This is a genomic window from Streptomyces sp. NPDC087844, assembly GCF_044742785.1.
Lineage (GTDB): Bacteria > Actinomycetota > Actinomycetes > Streptomycetales > Streptomycetaceae > Streptomyces.
In genome coordinates this window covers 25,224-39,811 of sequence record NZ_JBIUVD010000011.1, presented here as the reverse complement: position 1 = coordinate 39,811, position 14,588 = coordinate 25,224, and the positions used below count along the sequence as shown (strand labels likewise).

Annotated in this window: 14 protein-coding genes; 6 read left to right on the top strand and 8 right to left on the bottom strand. The window is 70.3% G+C overall.

From position 1 onward, the window contains the following. Positions 1 to 10: 10 nt before the first annotated feature. From ACIOKD_RS22060 to ACIOKD_RS22040, 5 genes are all read right to left on the bottom strand, one after another. Positions 11 to 1,600: an ABC transporter substrate-binding protein gene (locus ACIOKD_RS22060; RefSeq protein ID WP_402086515.1), complete on the bottom strand. Its 1,590-nt coding sequence runs from the start codon at positions 1,598 to 1,600 to the stop codon at positions 11 to 13. Between the two features lie 242 nt (positions 1,601 to 1,842). Next, positions 1,843 to 2,601 carry an SDR family oxidoreductase gene (locus tag ACIOKD_RS22055; protein ID WP_385837527.1) on the bottom strand — a complete coding sequence of 253 codons (759 nt, stop codon included), beginning with the start codon at positions 2,599 to 2,601 and terminating at the stop codon, positions 1,843 to 1,845. 16 nt (positions 2,602 to 2,617) lie between these two features. Next, positions 2,618 to 3,379, bottom strand: coding sequence for a 3-oxoacyl-ACP reductase FabG (gene fabG / locus ACIOKD_RS22050; protein WP_189779686.1), 762 nt, complete (start codon positions 3,377 to 3,379; stop codon positions 2,618 to 2,620). Positions 3,380 to 3,561: 182 nt separating this feature from the next. Continuing rightward, positions 3,562 to 3,933 carry a DUF3037 domain-containing protein gene (locus ACIOKD_RS22045; protein ID WP_402087006.1) on the bottom strand — a complete coding sequence of 124 codons (372 nt, stop codon included), beginning with the start codon at positions 3,931 to 3,933 and terminating at the stop codon, positions 3,562 to 3,564. A gap of 77 nt (positions 3,934 to 4,010) precedes the next feature. Next, positions 4,011 to 4,802, bottom strand: coding sequence for a HipA family kinase (locus ACIOKD_RS22040; protein ID WP_402086511.1), 792 nt, complete (start codon positions 4,800 to 4,802; stop codon positions 4,011 to 4,013). Between the two features lie 501 nt (positions 4,803 to 5,303). Between ACIOKD_RS22040 and ACIOKD_RS22035 the strand changes: the two genes are divergently transcribed. Both ACIOKD_RS22035 and ACIOKD_RS22030 read left to right on the top strand, forming a co-directional pair. Then, entirely contained in the window at positions 5,304 to 7,472 is a 2,169-nt protein-coding gene (locus ACIOKD_RS22035) for a prolyl oligopeptidase family serine peptidase (RefSeq protein WP_402086508.1), read from the top strand. A gap of 108 nt (positions 7,473 to 7,580) precedes the next feature. Continuing rightward, entirely contained in the window at positions 7,581 to 8,039 is a 459-nt protein-coding gene (locus ACIOKD_RS22030; protein ID WP_402086506.1) for a Rieske (2Fe-2S) protein, read from the top strand. On the opposite strand, the gene ACIOKD_RS22025 is transcribed toward ACIOKD_RS22030, so the two are convergent. Then, the gene (locus ACIOKD_RS22025) at positions 8,026 to 8,676 is read right to left on the bottom strand and encodes a cysteine hydrolase (RefSeq protein WP_402086504.1); all 651 of its coding nucleotides are present in this window, start codon (positions 8,674 to 8,676) and stop codon (positions 8,026 to 8,028) included. The two genes, ACIOKD_RS22030 and ACIOKD_RS22025, sit on opposite strands and share 14 nt — an antisense overlap. A 209-nt stretch (positions 8,677 to 8,885) precedes the next feature. Between ACIOKD_RS22025 and ACIOKD_RS22020 the strand changes: the two genes are divergently transcribed. Beyond that, positions 8,886 to 9,353 (top strand): pyridoxamine 5'-phosphate oxidase family protein, encoded by a 468-nt coding sequence (locus ACIOKD_RS22020; RefSeq protein ID WP_402086502.1) that lies wholly within the window; start codon positions 8,886 to 8,888, stop codon positions 9,351 to 9,353. Between the two features lie 111 nt (positions 9,354 to 9,464). Here ACIOKD_RS22020 and ACIOKD_RS22015 read toward each other — a convergent pair whose 3' ends face one another. Further along, the gene (locus ACIOKD_RS22015; protein ID WP_402086500.1) at positions 9,465 to 10,367 is read right to left on the bottom strand and encodes a LysR family transcriptional regulator; all 903 of its coding nucleotides are present in this window, start codon (positions 10,365 to 10,367) and stop codon (positions 9,465 to 9,467) included. A gap of 74 nt (positions 10,368 to 10,441) precedes the next feature. On the opposite strand from ACIOKD_RS22015, the gene ACIOKD_RS22010 reads away from it, so the two are divergent. Further along, positions 10,442 to 11,434, top strand: a complete 993-nt coding sequence (locus ACIOKD_RS22010) for a DMT family transporter (protein ID WP_402086497.1) — start codon at positions 10,442 to 10,444, stop codon at positions 11,432 to 11,434. A gap of 343 nt (positions 11,435 to 11,777) precedes the next feature. Here the strand turns inward: ACIOKD_RS22010 and ACIOKD_RS22005 are convergent, their stop codons facing one another. After that, positions 11,778 to 13,109: an aminotransferase class I/II-fold pyridoxal phosphate-dependent enzyme gene (locus tag ACIOKD_RS22005; RefSeq protein WP_402086495.1), complete on the bottom strand. Its 1,332-nt coding sequence runs from the start codon at positions 13,107 to 13,109 to the stop codon at positions 11,778 to 11,780. A 155-nt stretch (positions 13,110 to 13,264) separates the two neighbouring features. Here ACIOKD_RS22005 and ACIOKD_RS22000 point away from each other — a divergent pair, with 155 nt between their 5' ends. Further along, entirely contained in the window at positions 13,265 to 13,942 is a 678-nt protein-coding gene (locus tag ACIOKD_RS22000) for a pyridoxamine 5'-phosphate oxidase family protein (protein WP_402086492.1), read from the top strand. Further along, complete coding sequence (locus ACIOKD_RS21995; protein ID WP_402086490.1) at positions 13,942 to 14,574, top strand: FMN-binding negative transcriptional regulator; 633 nt, start codon at positions 13,942 to 13,944, stop codon at positions 14,572 to 14,574. The genes ACIOKD_RS22000 and ACIOKD_RS21995 overlap by 1 nt, the downstream gene beginning before the upstream one ends. Positions 14,575 to 14,588: the final 14 nt, after the last annotated feature.

Genomic DNA, 14,588 nt, shown 5'->3' with positions numbered 1-14,588 from the left:
TCTGCCCCCGCTACCAGCTGGTCTTGCGGTACAGCTCCCACACCATCATGATCGTCGACGGGTCGATGGAACGCTCGACGCCGGAGATCTCCTCACTGGCGGCGATGTACTGCTTGCCCTGCCACAGGGGCAGCAGCCGCGCGTCGTCCACGAGGATGTCCTGGGCCTTCTCGAACTGCTCGACGACGTCACCCCGGTCGCTCCGGCGGCGCGACTCCGGCAGCAGCACGTCCGTGATCTCGGGGGACTTGTAGGGCGTACCGAGCGCGTTCTGTTCGCCCACGAACGGGGCGATGAAGTTCTCGGCGTCGGGGAAGTCGGGGAACCAGCCACGGCCGAACACGGGGTACTCGCCCTTGCGGTAGCCGGCCTCGTAGGTCTTCCAGGGGCGGCCCTTGACGGTGACGCTGAACAGGCCGGTCTCGTTGAGCTGCCGCCTCAGCTCCTCGAACTCGGGCTTGGTCGTGGAGCCGTACCGGTCCGTCGTGTACCAGAGGGTGAGCGGTACGCGTTCGGAGATGCCCGCCTCCAGAAGGATCTGCCGGGCCTTGGAGGTGCTGGGGCCGCCGTAGTCGTCGAAGAAGCCGGTGGTGTGGCCGGCCAGTCCGCTCGGCACCATGGAGTACAGCGGCTCGACGGTGTCCTTGTAGATGCCGTGGGCGATGGCCGGCCGGTCGACGACCTGCGCGACGGCCTTGCGGACCGCCGCCTTCCTGGCCCACGGGTCCTTCGGGTTGAACACCAGGTAGCGGATCTCCGTGCCCGCGCCCTCCACCAGCTGGATCTCGTCCTTGCCGCGCCGGTCCTCAAGGGCGACGACGTCGTCGGCGGCGAGGCCGCGGAGGGTGACGTCGATCTTGCTGTCCTTCAGCGCGCCGACCATCTCGGCCGAGTCCTGGAAGTACCGGATGGTGACGGCGCCGTTCTTGCGGTCGGCGGAGCCCTGGTAGTTGTCGTTGCGGACGAGCCGGGCCTCCTGCCCCTCCTCGTACGACCTCAGGCCGTACGGTCCCGACCCGGTGACCTTGGTGTCCTCCCGGAGGGCGTCGGCCGGGTACTCCTCGGGGTCGACGATCGACATGGCCGGTGTGGCGAGCACGAAGGGGAAGGTGGCGTCCGGCTTGTTGAGGCGGAAGACGACCTCGCGGGCACCCTTCGTCTCGACCCGCGCCAGGCTGCCGAGCAGGCCCGCGGGGCCGCCGTCCACGGCGATCTTCCGGATGCGGTCGATGGAGTGCTTCACGGCCTCGGCGTCGAGATCGTGCCCGTCGGAGAAGGACATCCCCTCACGCAGTTTGCAGCTGTACGTGCGGTTCGTGTCATCGGTGAAGCGGCAGCTCTCGGCGGCGTCCGGCTCGGGCGCGGACGCTCCGGCCGGGTAGCTGAGGAGGGTCTGGTAGATGTTGCGGAACAGCTCCCACGACCCGTCCCAGGACGCGGCGGGGTCGAGGGTGCTGGGTGCGCTGGTCGTGCCCACGATGATCGGGCCCTCGCCCTCGGACGTGTCCGAGGAGAACACTCCGCACCCTGTGACCAGGGATATGGAAGTGATGGACGCGATCAGCGACAAGTGCCGCAGAGACCGGTTCCGCTTCAACACGCGCACGCTCCTCGATGAGCCCCGCCAAGGTGGGCAGGACCATATCGCAGTGCCCCGCCCGTCAAACGGCTCTGACGGCGGGGCACTTGACGTGCACGAACATCATTTGTTCGATTTTTTTCGGCTCTGCAGCTCTTGTTTGGAATCTGTGCGGAACAAATCCGCTTTCCGCACGAATTTTCCGTGTGGAGAACCCGTGTACGACGCAGGGTTTAAAACGCCGAGTTTATTGACGGCACCGGTCAGGACACGCCCGCGTTGAGGAAGATCCCGCCGTCGACCACGAGCGTCTGCCCGGTGATCCAGTCCGACTGCTCCGAGGTGAGGAAGGCCGCGGCGCCCCCGATGTCGGAGGGCACCCCGAGCCTGCCGAGCGGGTAGGCCGCGGCGGCCTCCTCCTCGCGACCCTCGTACAGGGCCTGCGCGAACTTGGTCTTGACCACGGCGGGCGCGATCGAGTTGACCCGCACCAGCGGGGCGAACTCGTGTGCCAGCTGGAGGGACAGGTTGATCATCGCGGCCTTGCTCATGCCGTACGCGCCGATGAACGGCGAGGCCGAGACGCCCGCGAGTGAGGCGATGTTGACGATCGCGCCGCCGTTCGCGCTCTGCCACGCCTTCCATGTCTGCTGGGCGAAGCCGAGCGCGGAGACGACGTTGGTCTCGAACACCTTTCGCGCCACGTTGAGGTCGAGGTCGGCGATCGGCCCGAAGACCGGGTTCGTACCGGCGTTGTTGACCAGGAAGTCGACCCGGCCGAACGCCTCCATGGTGCGCTCGACGGCCACGGCCTGGTGGGCCTCGTCGTGGGCCTTGCCCGCGACACCGATGACGCGGTCGGCGCCGAGCTGCTCGACGGCCTCCTTGAGCGCGTCCTCGTTGCGGCCGGTGATGCACACCCGGTCGCCACGGGCCAGCAGCGCCTGCGCGACGCCGTAGCCGATGCCGCGGCTGGCGCCGGTGACGAGGGCGACCTTGCCCGAGAGTTCCACAGTGGTCATGTCCCTGTCCCCAGTCCTAGTTGAGCGGTCCGCCGGCCACGTACAGCACCTGGCCGGAGACGAATCCGGCGTCGTCGCCCGTGAAGAAGGCGATCGCGTTGGCGATGTCGTCCGGGTTGCCCACGCGCTGGACCGGGATCTGGGTGGCGGCGGCGGCCTGGAACTCCTCGAAGCCCATCCCGACGCGCTCGGCGGTCGCGGCGGTCATGTCCGTGACGATGAAGCCGGGCGCCACGGCGTTCGCGGTGACACCGAACTTGCCGAGCTCGAACGCGAGGGTCTTGGTGAAGCCCTGCAGACCGGCCTTGGCGGCGGAGTAGTTGACCTGGCCGCGGTTGCCGAGCGCCGAGGACGAGGAGAGGTTGACGACCCGGCCGAACTTGGCCTCCACCATGTACTTCTGGACGGCCCGCGTCATCAGGAAGGAGCCGCGCAGGTGCACGTTCAGGACCGTGTCCCAGTCGGACACGCTCATCTTGAACAGCAGGTTGTCGCGGAGCACGCCCGCGTTGTTCACCAGGATCGTCGGCGCCCCGAGCTCCTGGGCGACCCGCGCCACGGCGGCTTCGACCTGCGCCTCGTCGGAGACGTCGGCGCCCACCGCGATCGCCTTGCCGCCGGCGGCGGTGATCTTCTCCACGGTGTCCTTGCACGCGGCCTCGTCGAGGTCGATCACCGCGACGGCACGACCCTCGGCGGCCAGTCGTACGGCGGTCGCGGCGCCGATGCCACGCGCGGCACCGGTGACTACGGCGACACGCTGCTCAGTGGTGGACATTTGCTGGTTCTCCTCGCCCTTGGGGAAGCCCTTGAAAGACCGGACCTGCGGCTCTCACGGTACGCCCCACTGGTGAGCGACCGCTTAGTACCTTCAGCAGACGAGACGCTAGAAGCCTTGGCACCCAGTGTCAACGGCAAGCCGCGCCCATGTGATCCATTACCTGACCGAAAGGTGATCCATTACTTGACCAGCAGGTCGAGCAGGCGTGCCGTCTCGGCCTCGGGATCGGCGGTGAGACCGGTGTGGACGGGCCCCGGCTGCACGACCGTGGAGCGGGGCGCGATCAGCCAGCGGAACCGCCGTCCGGCGTCGTCGCCGGCGGCCTGCCCGGCCGCCGCGCCCCCGGCGCAGACCCCCTCGACGGCCCGCAGCGCGGCCCGTACACCCGGCGCGTCCGCCGCCGGGTCGAGCGCGAGCAGCTTGGTCTCGTCGAGATGGATGCGGGCGGCCACGAAGGAGTGCGCGCGGCAGTACACGAGCACGCCCGCGTTGAAGTACTCCCCTCGCTCGACGCGCGGCACGACGCGCAGCACCGCATACTCGTAGACCACACGGTCGACGCCGGCGGTGGCGGCGGCGACATCGACATCAACATCAACAGAACGGCCGTCCCGGCCGTCGCGCTCGCTCACTTCGTGCCCTTCCGGATGCCGATGTCACTGGTGTCGCCCTGGAGGCGGACGCGCTCGTGGATCGTGGCGGCGCGGGCGAGGAGCGGCCGCGCGTACGCCTGCCGGAGCGCGTCGGCCGAGTCGAACCCCGGCTCGTCCTTCAGCCACTCCTCGGGGATCGCGGCTATCACGTCGGCGAGCAGTTCCTCCGTGACACGCGGCCCCAACTCCGCGGCGGCGGCGAGGACATCGGGACCGAAGGGGGCCAGCGCGTGGTCGGTCGCGTCGTACGGCTTGGCTGCCGAGGCCTGTGCGCCCGGCCAGTTGTGGTGCCAGATCATGGTGGCGCCGTGGTCGATGAGCCACAGGTCGCCGTCCCGGAACAGCATGTTGGGGTTGCGCCACGAGCGATCGACGTTGTTGACCAGTGCGTCGAACCAGACGACCTTCCCGGCTTCCTCCGGGCTCACCTCGTGCGCGAGGGAGTCGAATCCGATCGCCCGGGAGAGGAAATCCATCCCGAGGTTCAGCCCGCCGCTCGACTTGAGCAACTCCTGCACCTGCTGGTCGGGTTCACCTAGTCCAATGACCGGATCGAGCCCGATCGTGACCAGTCCAGGTACGCGCAGGCCCAGGCGCCGGGCGAGTTCGCCGCAGACGACCTCCGCGACGAGGGTCTTGCGTCCCTGTCCGGCGCCGGTGAACTTCATGACGTACGTACCGAGATCGTCCGCCTCGACGAGCCCCGGCAGCGAGCCACCCTCACGCAGGGGCGTGATGTAGCGGGTCGCTGTGACTTCTGTCAGCATTTTCCCAGGTTATAGGGGCTGCGGCGGACGTCCTCCGGAGGCTCCCCGATGGCTGTGGCCAGGGTGGACGGCAGGTCCGAAAAAGACGGGACGGTACAGGTCGACCGCACTAGCCTGCTTCCGGCGGGAACCCCGGTCAGACCTTCCTGGACCTCCAGTCCGGCTGCGTTCGCGAGTACGAGGACTTCGAGAGGACGCACGGCTGGAAGATCGTCGGCGTGAACGACGCCTCAAAGCGGCGGGTTCGGCTCCCGAGAAGGTGCCGCACACCGTCCTCGCCGCGGCGGCGCGATGACGCGGCCGTACCGGCCGTACGGACCTCACACGCAGGCGGCCGGGATCTCTCCCGGTGAGGCTGAGGGACGCAGCAGGCAGGCCGGGGCCGAGCCGGCGCCCAGCCGCATGCATCCATTCACCCATCAATCCACTCACCCTTCAATCCACTCATCCAGCCATTCAGCCATCCAGCCATTAATCCTGCTGAAGGGAACATCTGTGCCCGTGGCCACCGAAGACTTGCCCCTGCAGTTCGCCCGTACGAAGCGTTTCTCCCTAGGTGTGCCGCGCGGATTCACCGTCTCGCCCGACGGTGACCGCGTGCTCTTCCTGCGCACCGCGAACGGCCGCTCCACGACGAGCCTGCTCTGGCTGTACGAGAACGGCGAGGAACGGTTGCTCGCGGACCCGCTCGCCCTCGGCGACGGCGATGAGGTCCCTGAGGCCGAGCGGATCCGCCGCGAACGGGCCCGCGAGACCAGCGCGGGAATCGTCTCGTACGCCACCGACGCGGCCGTCCGCCTGATCGCGTTCGCCCTCTCGGGCGTCCTGTGGGCCGTACGCACCGACGAGGGCGTCACCCGCCGGATCCCCACGGCGGGCCCGGTCGTCACCCCGCTCCCCAGTCCCGACGGCACGCACATCGCGTACGTGAGCGGGGGCACCCTGCGTGTCGTACGCGCCGACGGCACCGGTGATCGCGCACTGGCCGAGCCGGACGGCCCCGAGGTCACCTACGGGCTCTCCGACCATGTGTCCGCCGAGTCGCTGGAGCGTGCGCGGTCCTTCTGGTGGTCGCCGGACGGGGACGCGCTGCTGGTGGTGCGGGTCGACAACTCGCCGGTCCAGCAGTGGTACATCGGCGATCCGGCGCACCCCGGGCGTCCCCCGCGCGCGATCCGGTACCCGGCTGCGGGCACCGCCAACGCGCGGCTGTCCCTGCACGTCGTGGACCTCGACGGCGGTCGCGTCGACGTCGACCTTCCCAAGGAGGCCGTGTCGCATCCGGGCGGTGAGTGGACCGACCCTGCCTTCGAGTACGTCGCGCAGGCGGACTGGAGCGAGGCCGGACCCCTCGCCGTCGTACAGACCCGGGACCAGCGTTCGGCGTACGTACTGCGCATCGCCCCGGCGACCGGCGCGACCACGGCCCTGCACCACCTGAGGGAGGCGCACTGGTTGGAGTTCGTACCCGGAACGCCTGCCTCCACCCCTGCCACCGGTCTCGTCCTCACCACTCAGGAGGGCATCCGCGGACTGCTGATGACCGGCACCGGGGTGCGCACACCGGAGGGCATGTACGTCCACGAACTGCTTGGCACGGCGGGCGACCGGCTGTACTTCATGGCCGCCGAGGAGCCGACCGAGGCGCACGTCTGGTCGTACGACCCGGAGAACGGTTTCGCCCGGCTGACCGAGGAGCCGGGCGTGCACCACGCCGCCGTCGGGGGCGGAACCGTCGTGCTGGACAGTTCGACACTCGACGGGCAGACGGTCACCGTGCTGCGGGACGGCGTCCCGGCCGGGCGGATCGAGGTGCTGGCCGAGCGGCCCGTGACCCGGCCGCGCCCCCGCTTCCTGACGCTCGGCGAACGCGAACTACGCGCGGCGCTGTACCTGCCGACGTCGTACGAGCCGGGTTCTTACGAGCCGGCGTCGTCCGAGCCGGCGTCGTCCGAGTCGGGCCCCGGACGTCTCCCGGTGATCGTGCACTCGTACTCCGGGCCGGGCTGGCAGACGGTCGTGAAGGCGACCAGCTGGCACCAAGCCGTCAACCAGTGGTTCGCCGATCAGGGTTTCGCGGTGCTGTCGGTCGACGGGCGCGGCACTCCGGGGCGCGACCGGGCCTGGGAGACGGCCATCCACGGCGACCAGCTGATGCCGGTCATCGACGACCAGGCCGACGCCGTCCGCGCGGCGGCGGAGCTCTTCCCGGAACTGGACACGGGCCGGGTCGCCATCCGCGGCTGGTCCTTCGGCGGATATCTCGCCGCGGGTGCCGTACTGCACCGGCCCGATGTGTTCCACGCGGCCGTCGCGGGCGCGGCGCCGACCGATCTGCGGCTGTACGACACGCACTGGAAGGAGCGGTACCTGGGGCATCCGGACGTACAGCCGGACCATTACGACCGGTGCTCACTGGTGGCGCACGCCCACAAACTCACACGCCCTCTGATGCTCGTCCATGGGATGGCCGACGACAATGTGGTCCCGGCACACATGTTGCGGTTCTCGGCGGCCCTGCTGGCGGCGGGCCGGCCGCACACCGTGCTCCCCTTGGCAGGCACGACTCATCTGGTGGCACAGGAAGGCGTGATAGACACCCTGCTCCGAATGGATCTCGATTTCATCAAGAAGTCGCTCGATCTCCGGACCGCTGAACCATGCGGGTGACGTGCCCGTACCCCTTGTCGGATCGACGCACATCCACGCAAACGCCAACTGCGCATGTGCACACTTGTACATCTGCACACCTGCACATCTGTGGAAGGGACCGCCACTATGTCCAGCGAATCACTTCAGCCTGCTCCGGCACTCTGTCGTCGCACCGTCCTGGCGGCGTTGGGCGGGGCCGGGCTGGCCGCCGCGCTGACCGCCTGCGGAGGCTCCGACGACAAGTCGTCCGACTCCTCCTCCAACTCCTCCTCCGGCGCGTCGACCGAATCCGCCGGCGGCGCGGCACTCGCCAAGACCACCGACATCCCGGAGGGCGGCGGAAAGGTCTTCGCCGACCAGTCCGTGGTCGTCACCCAGCCGACGGCCGGCGAGTTCAAGGCCTTCTCCACGGTGTGCCCGCACCAGCAGCAGCGCGTGAACAGCGTGGACAACGGCGTCATCACCTGCCCCGCCCACGGCAGCCAGTTCAGCGTCACGGACGGCGCCGTCAAGAAGGGTCCCGCGACCAGCGGACTGACCGCCGCCAACATCAAGGTGAGCGGGGACTCGATCACGCTCGCCTGACCGGGCGGGGCCGTTCGAAGCAGGTCAACACGTCGTCAGTGGTGGTGATGGTGGCCACCAGGGCGAGCGTGTGGCGGATCATCGCGGGGGTGTAGTCCGAGGGCACACCCGCGATGGCGTCCCCCGGGACCACGGCGGTGTAGCCGCGGTTCACGGCGTCGAACACCGTGTTGGGTACGGCGACATTGGCGGAGACGCCGGTCACGACGAGCGTGCGGCAGCCAAGGTTGCGCAGCAGCGCGTCGACGTCGGTGCCCGCGAGGGGCGACAGACCGTGCAGGCGGCGTACGACGAGGTCCTCCGCGGCGACCTCCACGGGCGGCGCGACCCGGACCGCCGTACTGCCGGCCAGTTGCTGCACCGGCAGACGTTCGGCCGCGCGGAACAGCCGGGCGTTGTGGTTCGCGCCGCGGCCGTCCGGGCGGCGCTCGGCGATCGCGTGCATCACCTGTACGCCGCTGCCGTGGGCCGCGGCCACCAGACGTGCGACCCGGTCCAGCACGCCCGACGCGCGGGCCTCACGTGCGAGCTCCGGCAGCGCGCTGTCCGGGCCGACGACACCCTGCTGGCACTCGACGGTCAGCAGCACCGTGGTCGCGGGATCGAGAAGTTCGCTGAGCGCTTCGTACGACGGCATGGCTTCCCCTGTCACGAACGGTCTTCACGGTCCGCCCGAACCGGGTCGGTTCGAGTCGGATCGACCGGCGGTGGCGGGCGAGCGTAGCCACCATTGCGTACGGACGGAAGACGACCCATGCTTTCCTGACGCAACATCAGATGCGGCATCAGATGCGGCATCAGACAAGCAACCGGCACAGTCATGGCAGTCGGAGAAGAGGGAGCTGTATGGCCGTCACTCAGCGTCGGGGACGAAGAATCATGATGACGCCCGAGGAGCTGGACGAGTTCCTGACCACCCAGCGCACATGCCGCGTCGCGACCGTCTCCGCTGACGGCGCCCCGCATGTCAGCACGCTCTGGTTCGCCTGGGACGGCAAGTCGCTCTGGCTGTACTCGATCACGCGCAGCAAGCGATGGGCCGACCTGCGCGGCGATCCGCGGGTGGCCGTGGTCGTCGACACCGGTGAGGAGTACGACCAGTTGCGGGGCGTCGAGGTGTCGGGCTCGGTCGAGTTCGTCGGCGAGGTGCCGCGCATGGGCGAGCCCTGCCCCGAACTCGACGCCGTGGAGCGGTTGTTCGCCCGCAAGAACTTCGGCCTGGACGAGTTGCCGCACGACGGCAGACACGCCTGGATGCGGCTGACGCCCGAGGCGACGGCCTCGTGGGACTTCCGCAAACTCGCCGCTTTGTGACGTCGCACTGTGACGCCGTGATGTGACGGAGAGGGTGGCATTCGGGCCGACGGGCAGTGCAGGACAGGACAGGACAGGACAGTGCAGTGCAGTGCAGGGTGACGGGCCGTGTCACCCGCGCGTCGATCCCGCCGTCCGCAGCGCGTCCGCCACCGCTCTGATCGACGGGCGGCGGTCGGCGTCCGCCCGCCACACGGCGTACACGTGCCTGGTGACCCGGTGCCGCACCGGGACCGTCCGCACACCCGCCGGCACCGGACCGCGCCCGAGTCTGGGCGCGACACACACACCGAGCCCCGCCGCGACCAGCGCGAGCTGGGTGTGGTGCTCCTCCGCGCGGTGGGCGATCACCGGCTCGATCCCCTTGCCCCGCAAGGTGAAGAGCAGCCACTCATGACAGAACTCGCCCTCCTCCCAGGCGATCCACTCGTCGTCGGCGAAGTCCTCCAGGTCCACCTCCGAGCGACCGGCGTGGCGGTGATCCGCGGGCAGCGCCACATCGGCGGGGTCGTCGAGGAGCGAGACCTTGACCAGCCCTTCGGGCATGGGCAACGGCTTGTTGTACCAGTCGAGGACGACCGCCAGATCGATGTCACCTCGCAGCACCCCCGCCACCCCGTCCTCCGGCTCCAGCTCGCGTGAGCGGACACGCAGTCCGGGATGCTCGGCCCGCAGCGCGGCCAGGGCCGCGGGGAACAGCCCGCGCGCCGCCGTGGGGAACGCGGACAGCCGCAACTCCCCCACCACCTGCCCGCGCTGTGCCTCCAGATCGGACTGGGCGAGCTCGACCTGGGACAGGATCCGGGCGGCATGGTCGGCGAGCAGCCGTCCGGCGTCGGTGAGGCGCACCCCTCGCCCGTTCTTGGCGAGCAGCTGCTGTCCCACCTCACGCTCCAGCTTGGACATCTGCTGGGAGACCGCCGAGGTCGTCACATGCAGCCCGTCGGCCGCACCGCCGACCGAGCCGTGGCGGGCAAGGGCGTCGAGAGTGCGCAGCCGCTCCAGGTTCAACATATAAGCGATGCTACGCGATACCGGAAGAAAAGTCTCGCTTGTTCTACGAGATCGTTTCCGTCATCGTGAGAGGCATGAGCGCCCCGACCGAGCCCCGCACACCTCTCCCCGCCGCACCCGACGCCCTTTCGACCCCGCCCGGCCCCGGTCGGGAGGCGGCCATGCCCCGAGGTGCCGCACCTCGGCCCCGCCCCGCTCTCGACTGGCGCCTGCGCTTCGGCGCCCTCTCTCTCGTCTGGGGTTTCAGCTTCCTTCTCATCAAGGTGGGCACGGACGGCTACGCCCCGTTCCAGGTGACGTTCGGCCGACTCCTGTTCGGCACGCTGGTGCTCGCCGCGGCGATGGCCTGGAAGCGCGAGCGCCTGCCGCGCTCCGCCCGCACCTGGGGACATCTGGCGGTAGCGGCCCTCCTCCTCAACGCCCTGCCGTTCTCACTGTTCGCGTACTCCGAGCTGACGATCCCGTCCACCCTGGCGGGCATCTGCAACGCGACCTCGCCCCTGTGGGGCATGGCGCTGTCGATGGTCGCCCTCTCCGAGGACCGGCCGACACGCCGTCGCGTGGCGGGCCTCGGCATCGGATTCCTCGGCGTCCTGACGGTGCTCGGCGTCTGGCAGGGCTTCCACGGCCTGGATGCCGCGGGCACCACGATGGCGCTGCTGGCCTCGCTCAGTTACCCGATCGGCTGGATCTACGTCCGCCGCACGCTGGCCGGCTCCAGCCACTCCAACCTGTCGCTGACCGGCGCCCAGTTGCTCCTCGCGACGGCTCAACTGGCCGTCGTCACGCCACTGTTCACCGCCGCGCCGACCCGCTTCGCGCTCGTACCGCTGCTCGCGGTGATCGCCCTTGGCGCCCTCGGCACGGGCTTCGCCGTCCTCGTCCAGTACGGACTGGTCTCCGAGGTCGGCCCGACCACGGCCCAGATGGTCACGTACTTCATCCCGGTCATCGCCACCGCGGCGGGCGTCGCGATCCTCGGCGAATCACTGACCTGGTCGACGCCGGTGGGTGCCGCCGTCGTACTGGCGGGCGCGGCACTCACCCAGTCCAGACCGAAGCCGTAACCGGTTCGGGGGCCGGCCCCCGAACCCCCGGTCCTCAAACGCCGGACGGGCTAAGACAGCGCCGGACGGGCGGAAACCTGCGGCCCGGCCGCAGCTCTCCAACCCAGCCGCGACTCTCCAGCCCGGCCGCGACTCTCCAACCCGGCCACGGCTCTCCAACCCGCCCGCGACTCTTCAGCCCGTCCGCGACTTTTCAGCCCGTCCGGCGTTTGAGGACGAGCGCGCAGCGCGATACGGGGGCGAGGGGGCGAAGCCCCCATGCAGTGACGGGAAGGCAGGGGCGGCGGGGGCGAACCCCGGACACCGCCCGCGAACCGGCACCGGCACCGGCACCGGCACCGGCTCAAACATAACGCCGAGCCGGCGCCGACCCCACCGCCACAGCGACCGCATCCGCCACCACCCCCACCTCGTCCAGGGCGAGCGTCGAGACGGTGATCCGCAGCCCGGGCGGCGCGTTCGTGCGAAAGCGCGCCCCCGCCGCCACGGCCCAGCCGGAGTGCAGCAGCCGCGCGACGGCCCCGGTCTCGTCCGGGACGGGCACCCACACGTTCATGCCGCTGCGCCCCTGCGCCCCCACCCCCCGCTCCGCGAGCTCGCCGATCAGCGCGTCACGACGGAGCCGGTACGCCGACGCCACGGCCGCGGTGTCCACGGCGCCGCTCGACCACAGCCGCACCACGGCCCGCTGCAGCAACCGGCTGACCCAGCCCGGCCCCAGCCGCTGGCGCCCCTGCACCCGGTCCATGGTGACCGGGTCGCCGGTCAGCACGGCCAGCCGCAGGTCGGGCCCGTAGGCCTTGGCGACCGAGCGGGTGAAGGCCCAGTGCCGGGTCACTCCGGCCAGCGGATGCAGGGGCAGGTCGACGATCCGGTGCCCGTGGTCGTCCTCGACGAGCAGCGTCTCCGGGTACTGCTCCAGCACGGCACGCAGGGCACGCGCGCGCGTGGCGCTCACCGCGGCGCCGGTCGGGTTCTGCGCGCGGTCGGTGACGATCAGCGCCCGTGCGCCGCCCTCCAGAGCGGCTCGTACACCGTCGGGCAGCGGCCCCTCGGTGTCGACACGGACGGGCACGGCCCGCAGCCCGAGGGCCGGGACGAGGTCGAGCACGCTGTGCCAGCCGGGATCCTCCACCGCGACCGCGTCCCCCGGCCTCAGATGCGCGGCCAGAACCCGCTCGATGCCGTCGAGCGACCCCGAGGCGACCACGACCGGCCCGTCAGGCACTCCGTCCGCGTCCAGGTCGGCGCGGGCGAGCCGGGCCAGTTCCGGCTCCACGGAGGCCTCTCCGTAGAGCGTCGGTACGCGGTCCGCGAGCTCCGCGGCCGCCGCGAACGCCTCGCGGAGAGAAGGCAGCAGAGCCGGGTCCGGATTGCCGTCCGACAGATTCCGTACGCCGGGCGGGACGTCCAGCCGGGACAGCTCACGGGCGGTCGTCACCGGCTTGGAGCGCACACGGCTGCCGCGACGGCCCGCAGTCTCGATGACTCCGCGTTCGCGCAGTGTGCGGTAGGCGGCCGCGACGGTGTTGGGATTCACCTCAAGCCGGGTCGCCAACTCCCGCATCGGCGGCAGCAGTTGCCCCGGCTCCAGCTCCCCCGAACCCACCGCACGCTCGACACTGGCCGCAATCTCGGCTGCGCGCCTGCCCTCGATCCGATACTCTTCTAGCACAAAGCACAGTATGCACTAGTGCAATATAACACGCAAGGTGAACACGTCGTACGGGGGCAGATGCCGTGAACCCACCGCGTCCCGGCGAGGCACCTCGCGCACATCGCACTCGGCGCACACCTGCGAGCACCGACGACGCCCACCTGGAGAGCACCATGACGGAGACGGCCGCCCCGCGCCCCGCCACCTACACCCCGACCGACCGCACGATCCCCACCCGCTCCCGGGACCGCGCCGCGTACGACCACGAGATGGTGCACGCGGTCCTCGACGAGGGGTACGTCTGCCACCTCGGGTTCGTCCGCGACGGAGCGCCCGTCGTGCTGCCCACGCTGTACGGACGGGTGGGCGAGCGGCTCTACGTGCACGGCTCGACCGGTTCGCGCCCGCTGCGGATGGCGGGGCAGGCCCACCCGGGTCTGCCGGTCTGCCTCACGGTCACCCACGTGGACGGGCTCGTGCTGGCCCGCTCGGCCTTCCACCACTCGATCAACTACCGGTCGGTGGTGGTGCACGGCGTGGCCCGCCAGGTGACGGACCCGGAGGAGAAGCGGCAGGCCCTGGACGCGCTGGTCGACCACGTGGTGCCCGGCCGCTCGTACGACTCCCGCGCCGCCAACGCCAAGGAACTGGCCGCGACCTCCGTACTGCGACTGGACCTCGACGAGGTCTCCGCCAAGCTGCGCACCGGCGGCCCGAACGACGAGCCCGAGGACCTCGGCCTGCCCCACTGGACCGGAGTCCTCCCCGTGCGCACGACGTACGGAGCCCCCGTGCCCGCCGACGACCTGGCCCCGGGCATCGAGGTCCCGGACTACCTGACGACCCTTTGATGCTCATACATCCCTGGGACGCGCCCCACGACGACCCCGAGTGGCAACAGTGGCTGGCCGTCCACGACTTCGGGCAGCTCGCGGTGAACGGCCTCCCCGGTGAGCCGCCGCACGTCCAACCGCTCCACTTCGTCCACGACCCCGACCGCGGCGAAGTGCTCACCCATCTCGCCCGGCCGAACCCGCTGTGGCCCGCCCTCCTGGCCGACCCGGTCGTGACCCTGAGCGTGGTCGACGACTACGTGTACGTCCCCGGCCCCTGGCAGGCACCACCCGGTACCCCGTCCGAGCACGGCACCCCGACGAGTTTCTACGCGGCGGTCCAGCTCCGCTGCACCGCGCGGGTGGTGGACGACCCCGCCGGTAAGGCCGAGCTGCTCAACCGCCAGGTCGGCCACTTCCAGCCGGAGGGCGGTTCGGCCACAACCGCCGTCGGAGAGGACCCGTACGGCCGCCTCCTGCCCGGAATCCGAGGCCTCCGACTCGAAGTGACCGGCGTACGGGCGAAATACAAGTACGCGAATCACCGTACGGAGGAAGTCCAGGACCGCGTCGCCGCCGAACTGTCCGCGAGAGATGGCCCCCGGGACGCGGCGGCACGAGCACACCTGTCGAGGCGGCGCCGGGCCTGACACCGGGTCCGGCA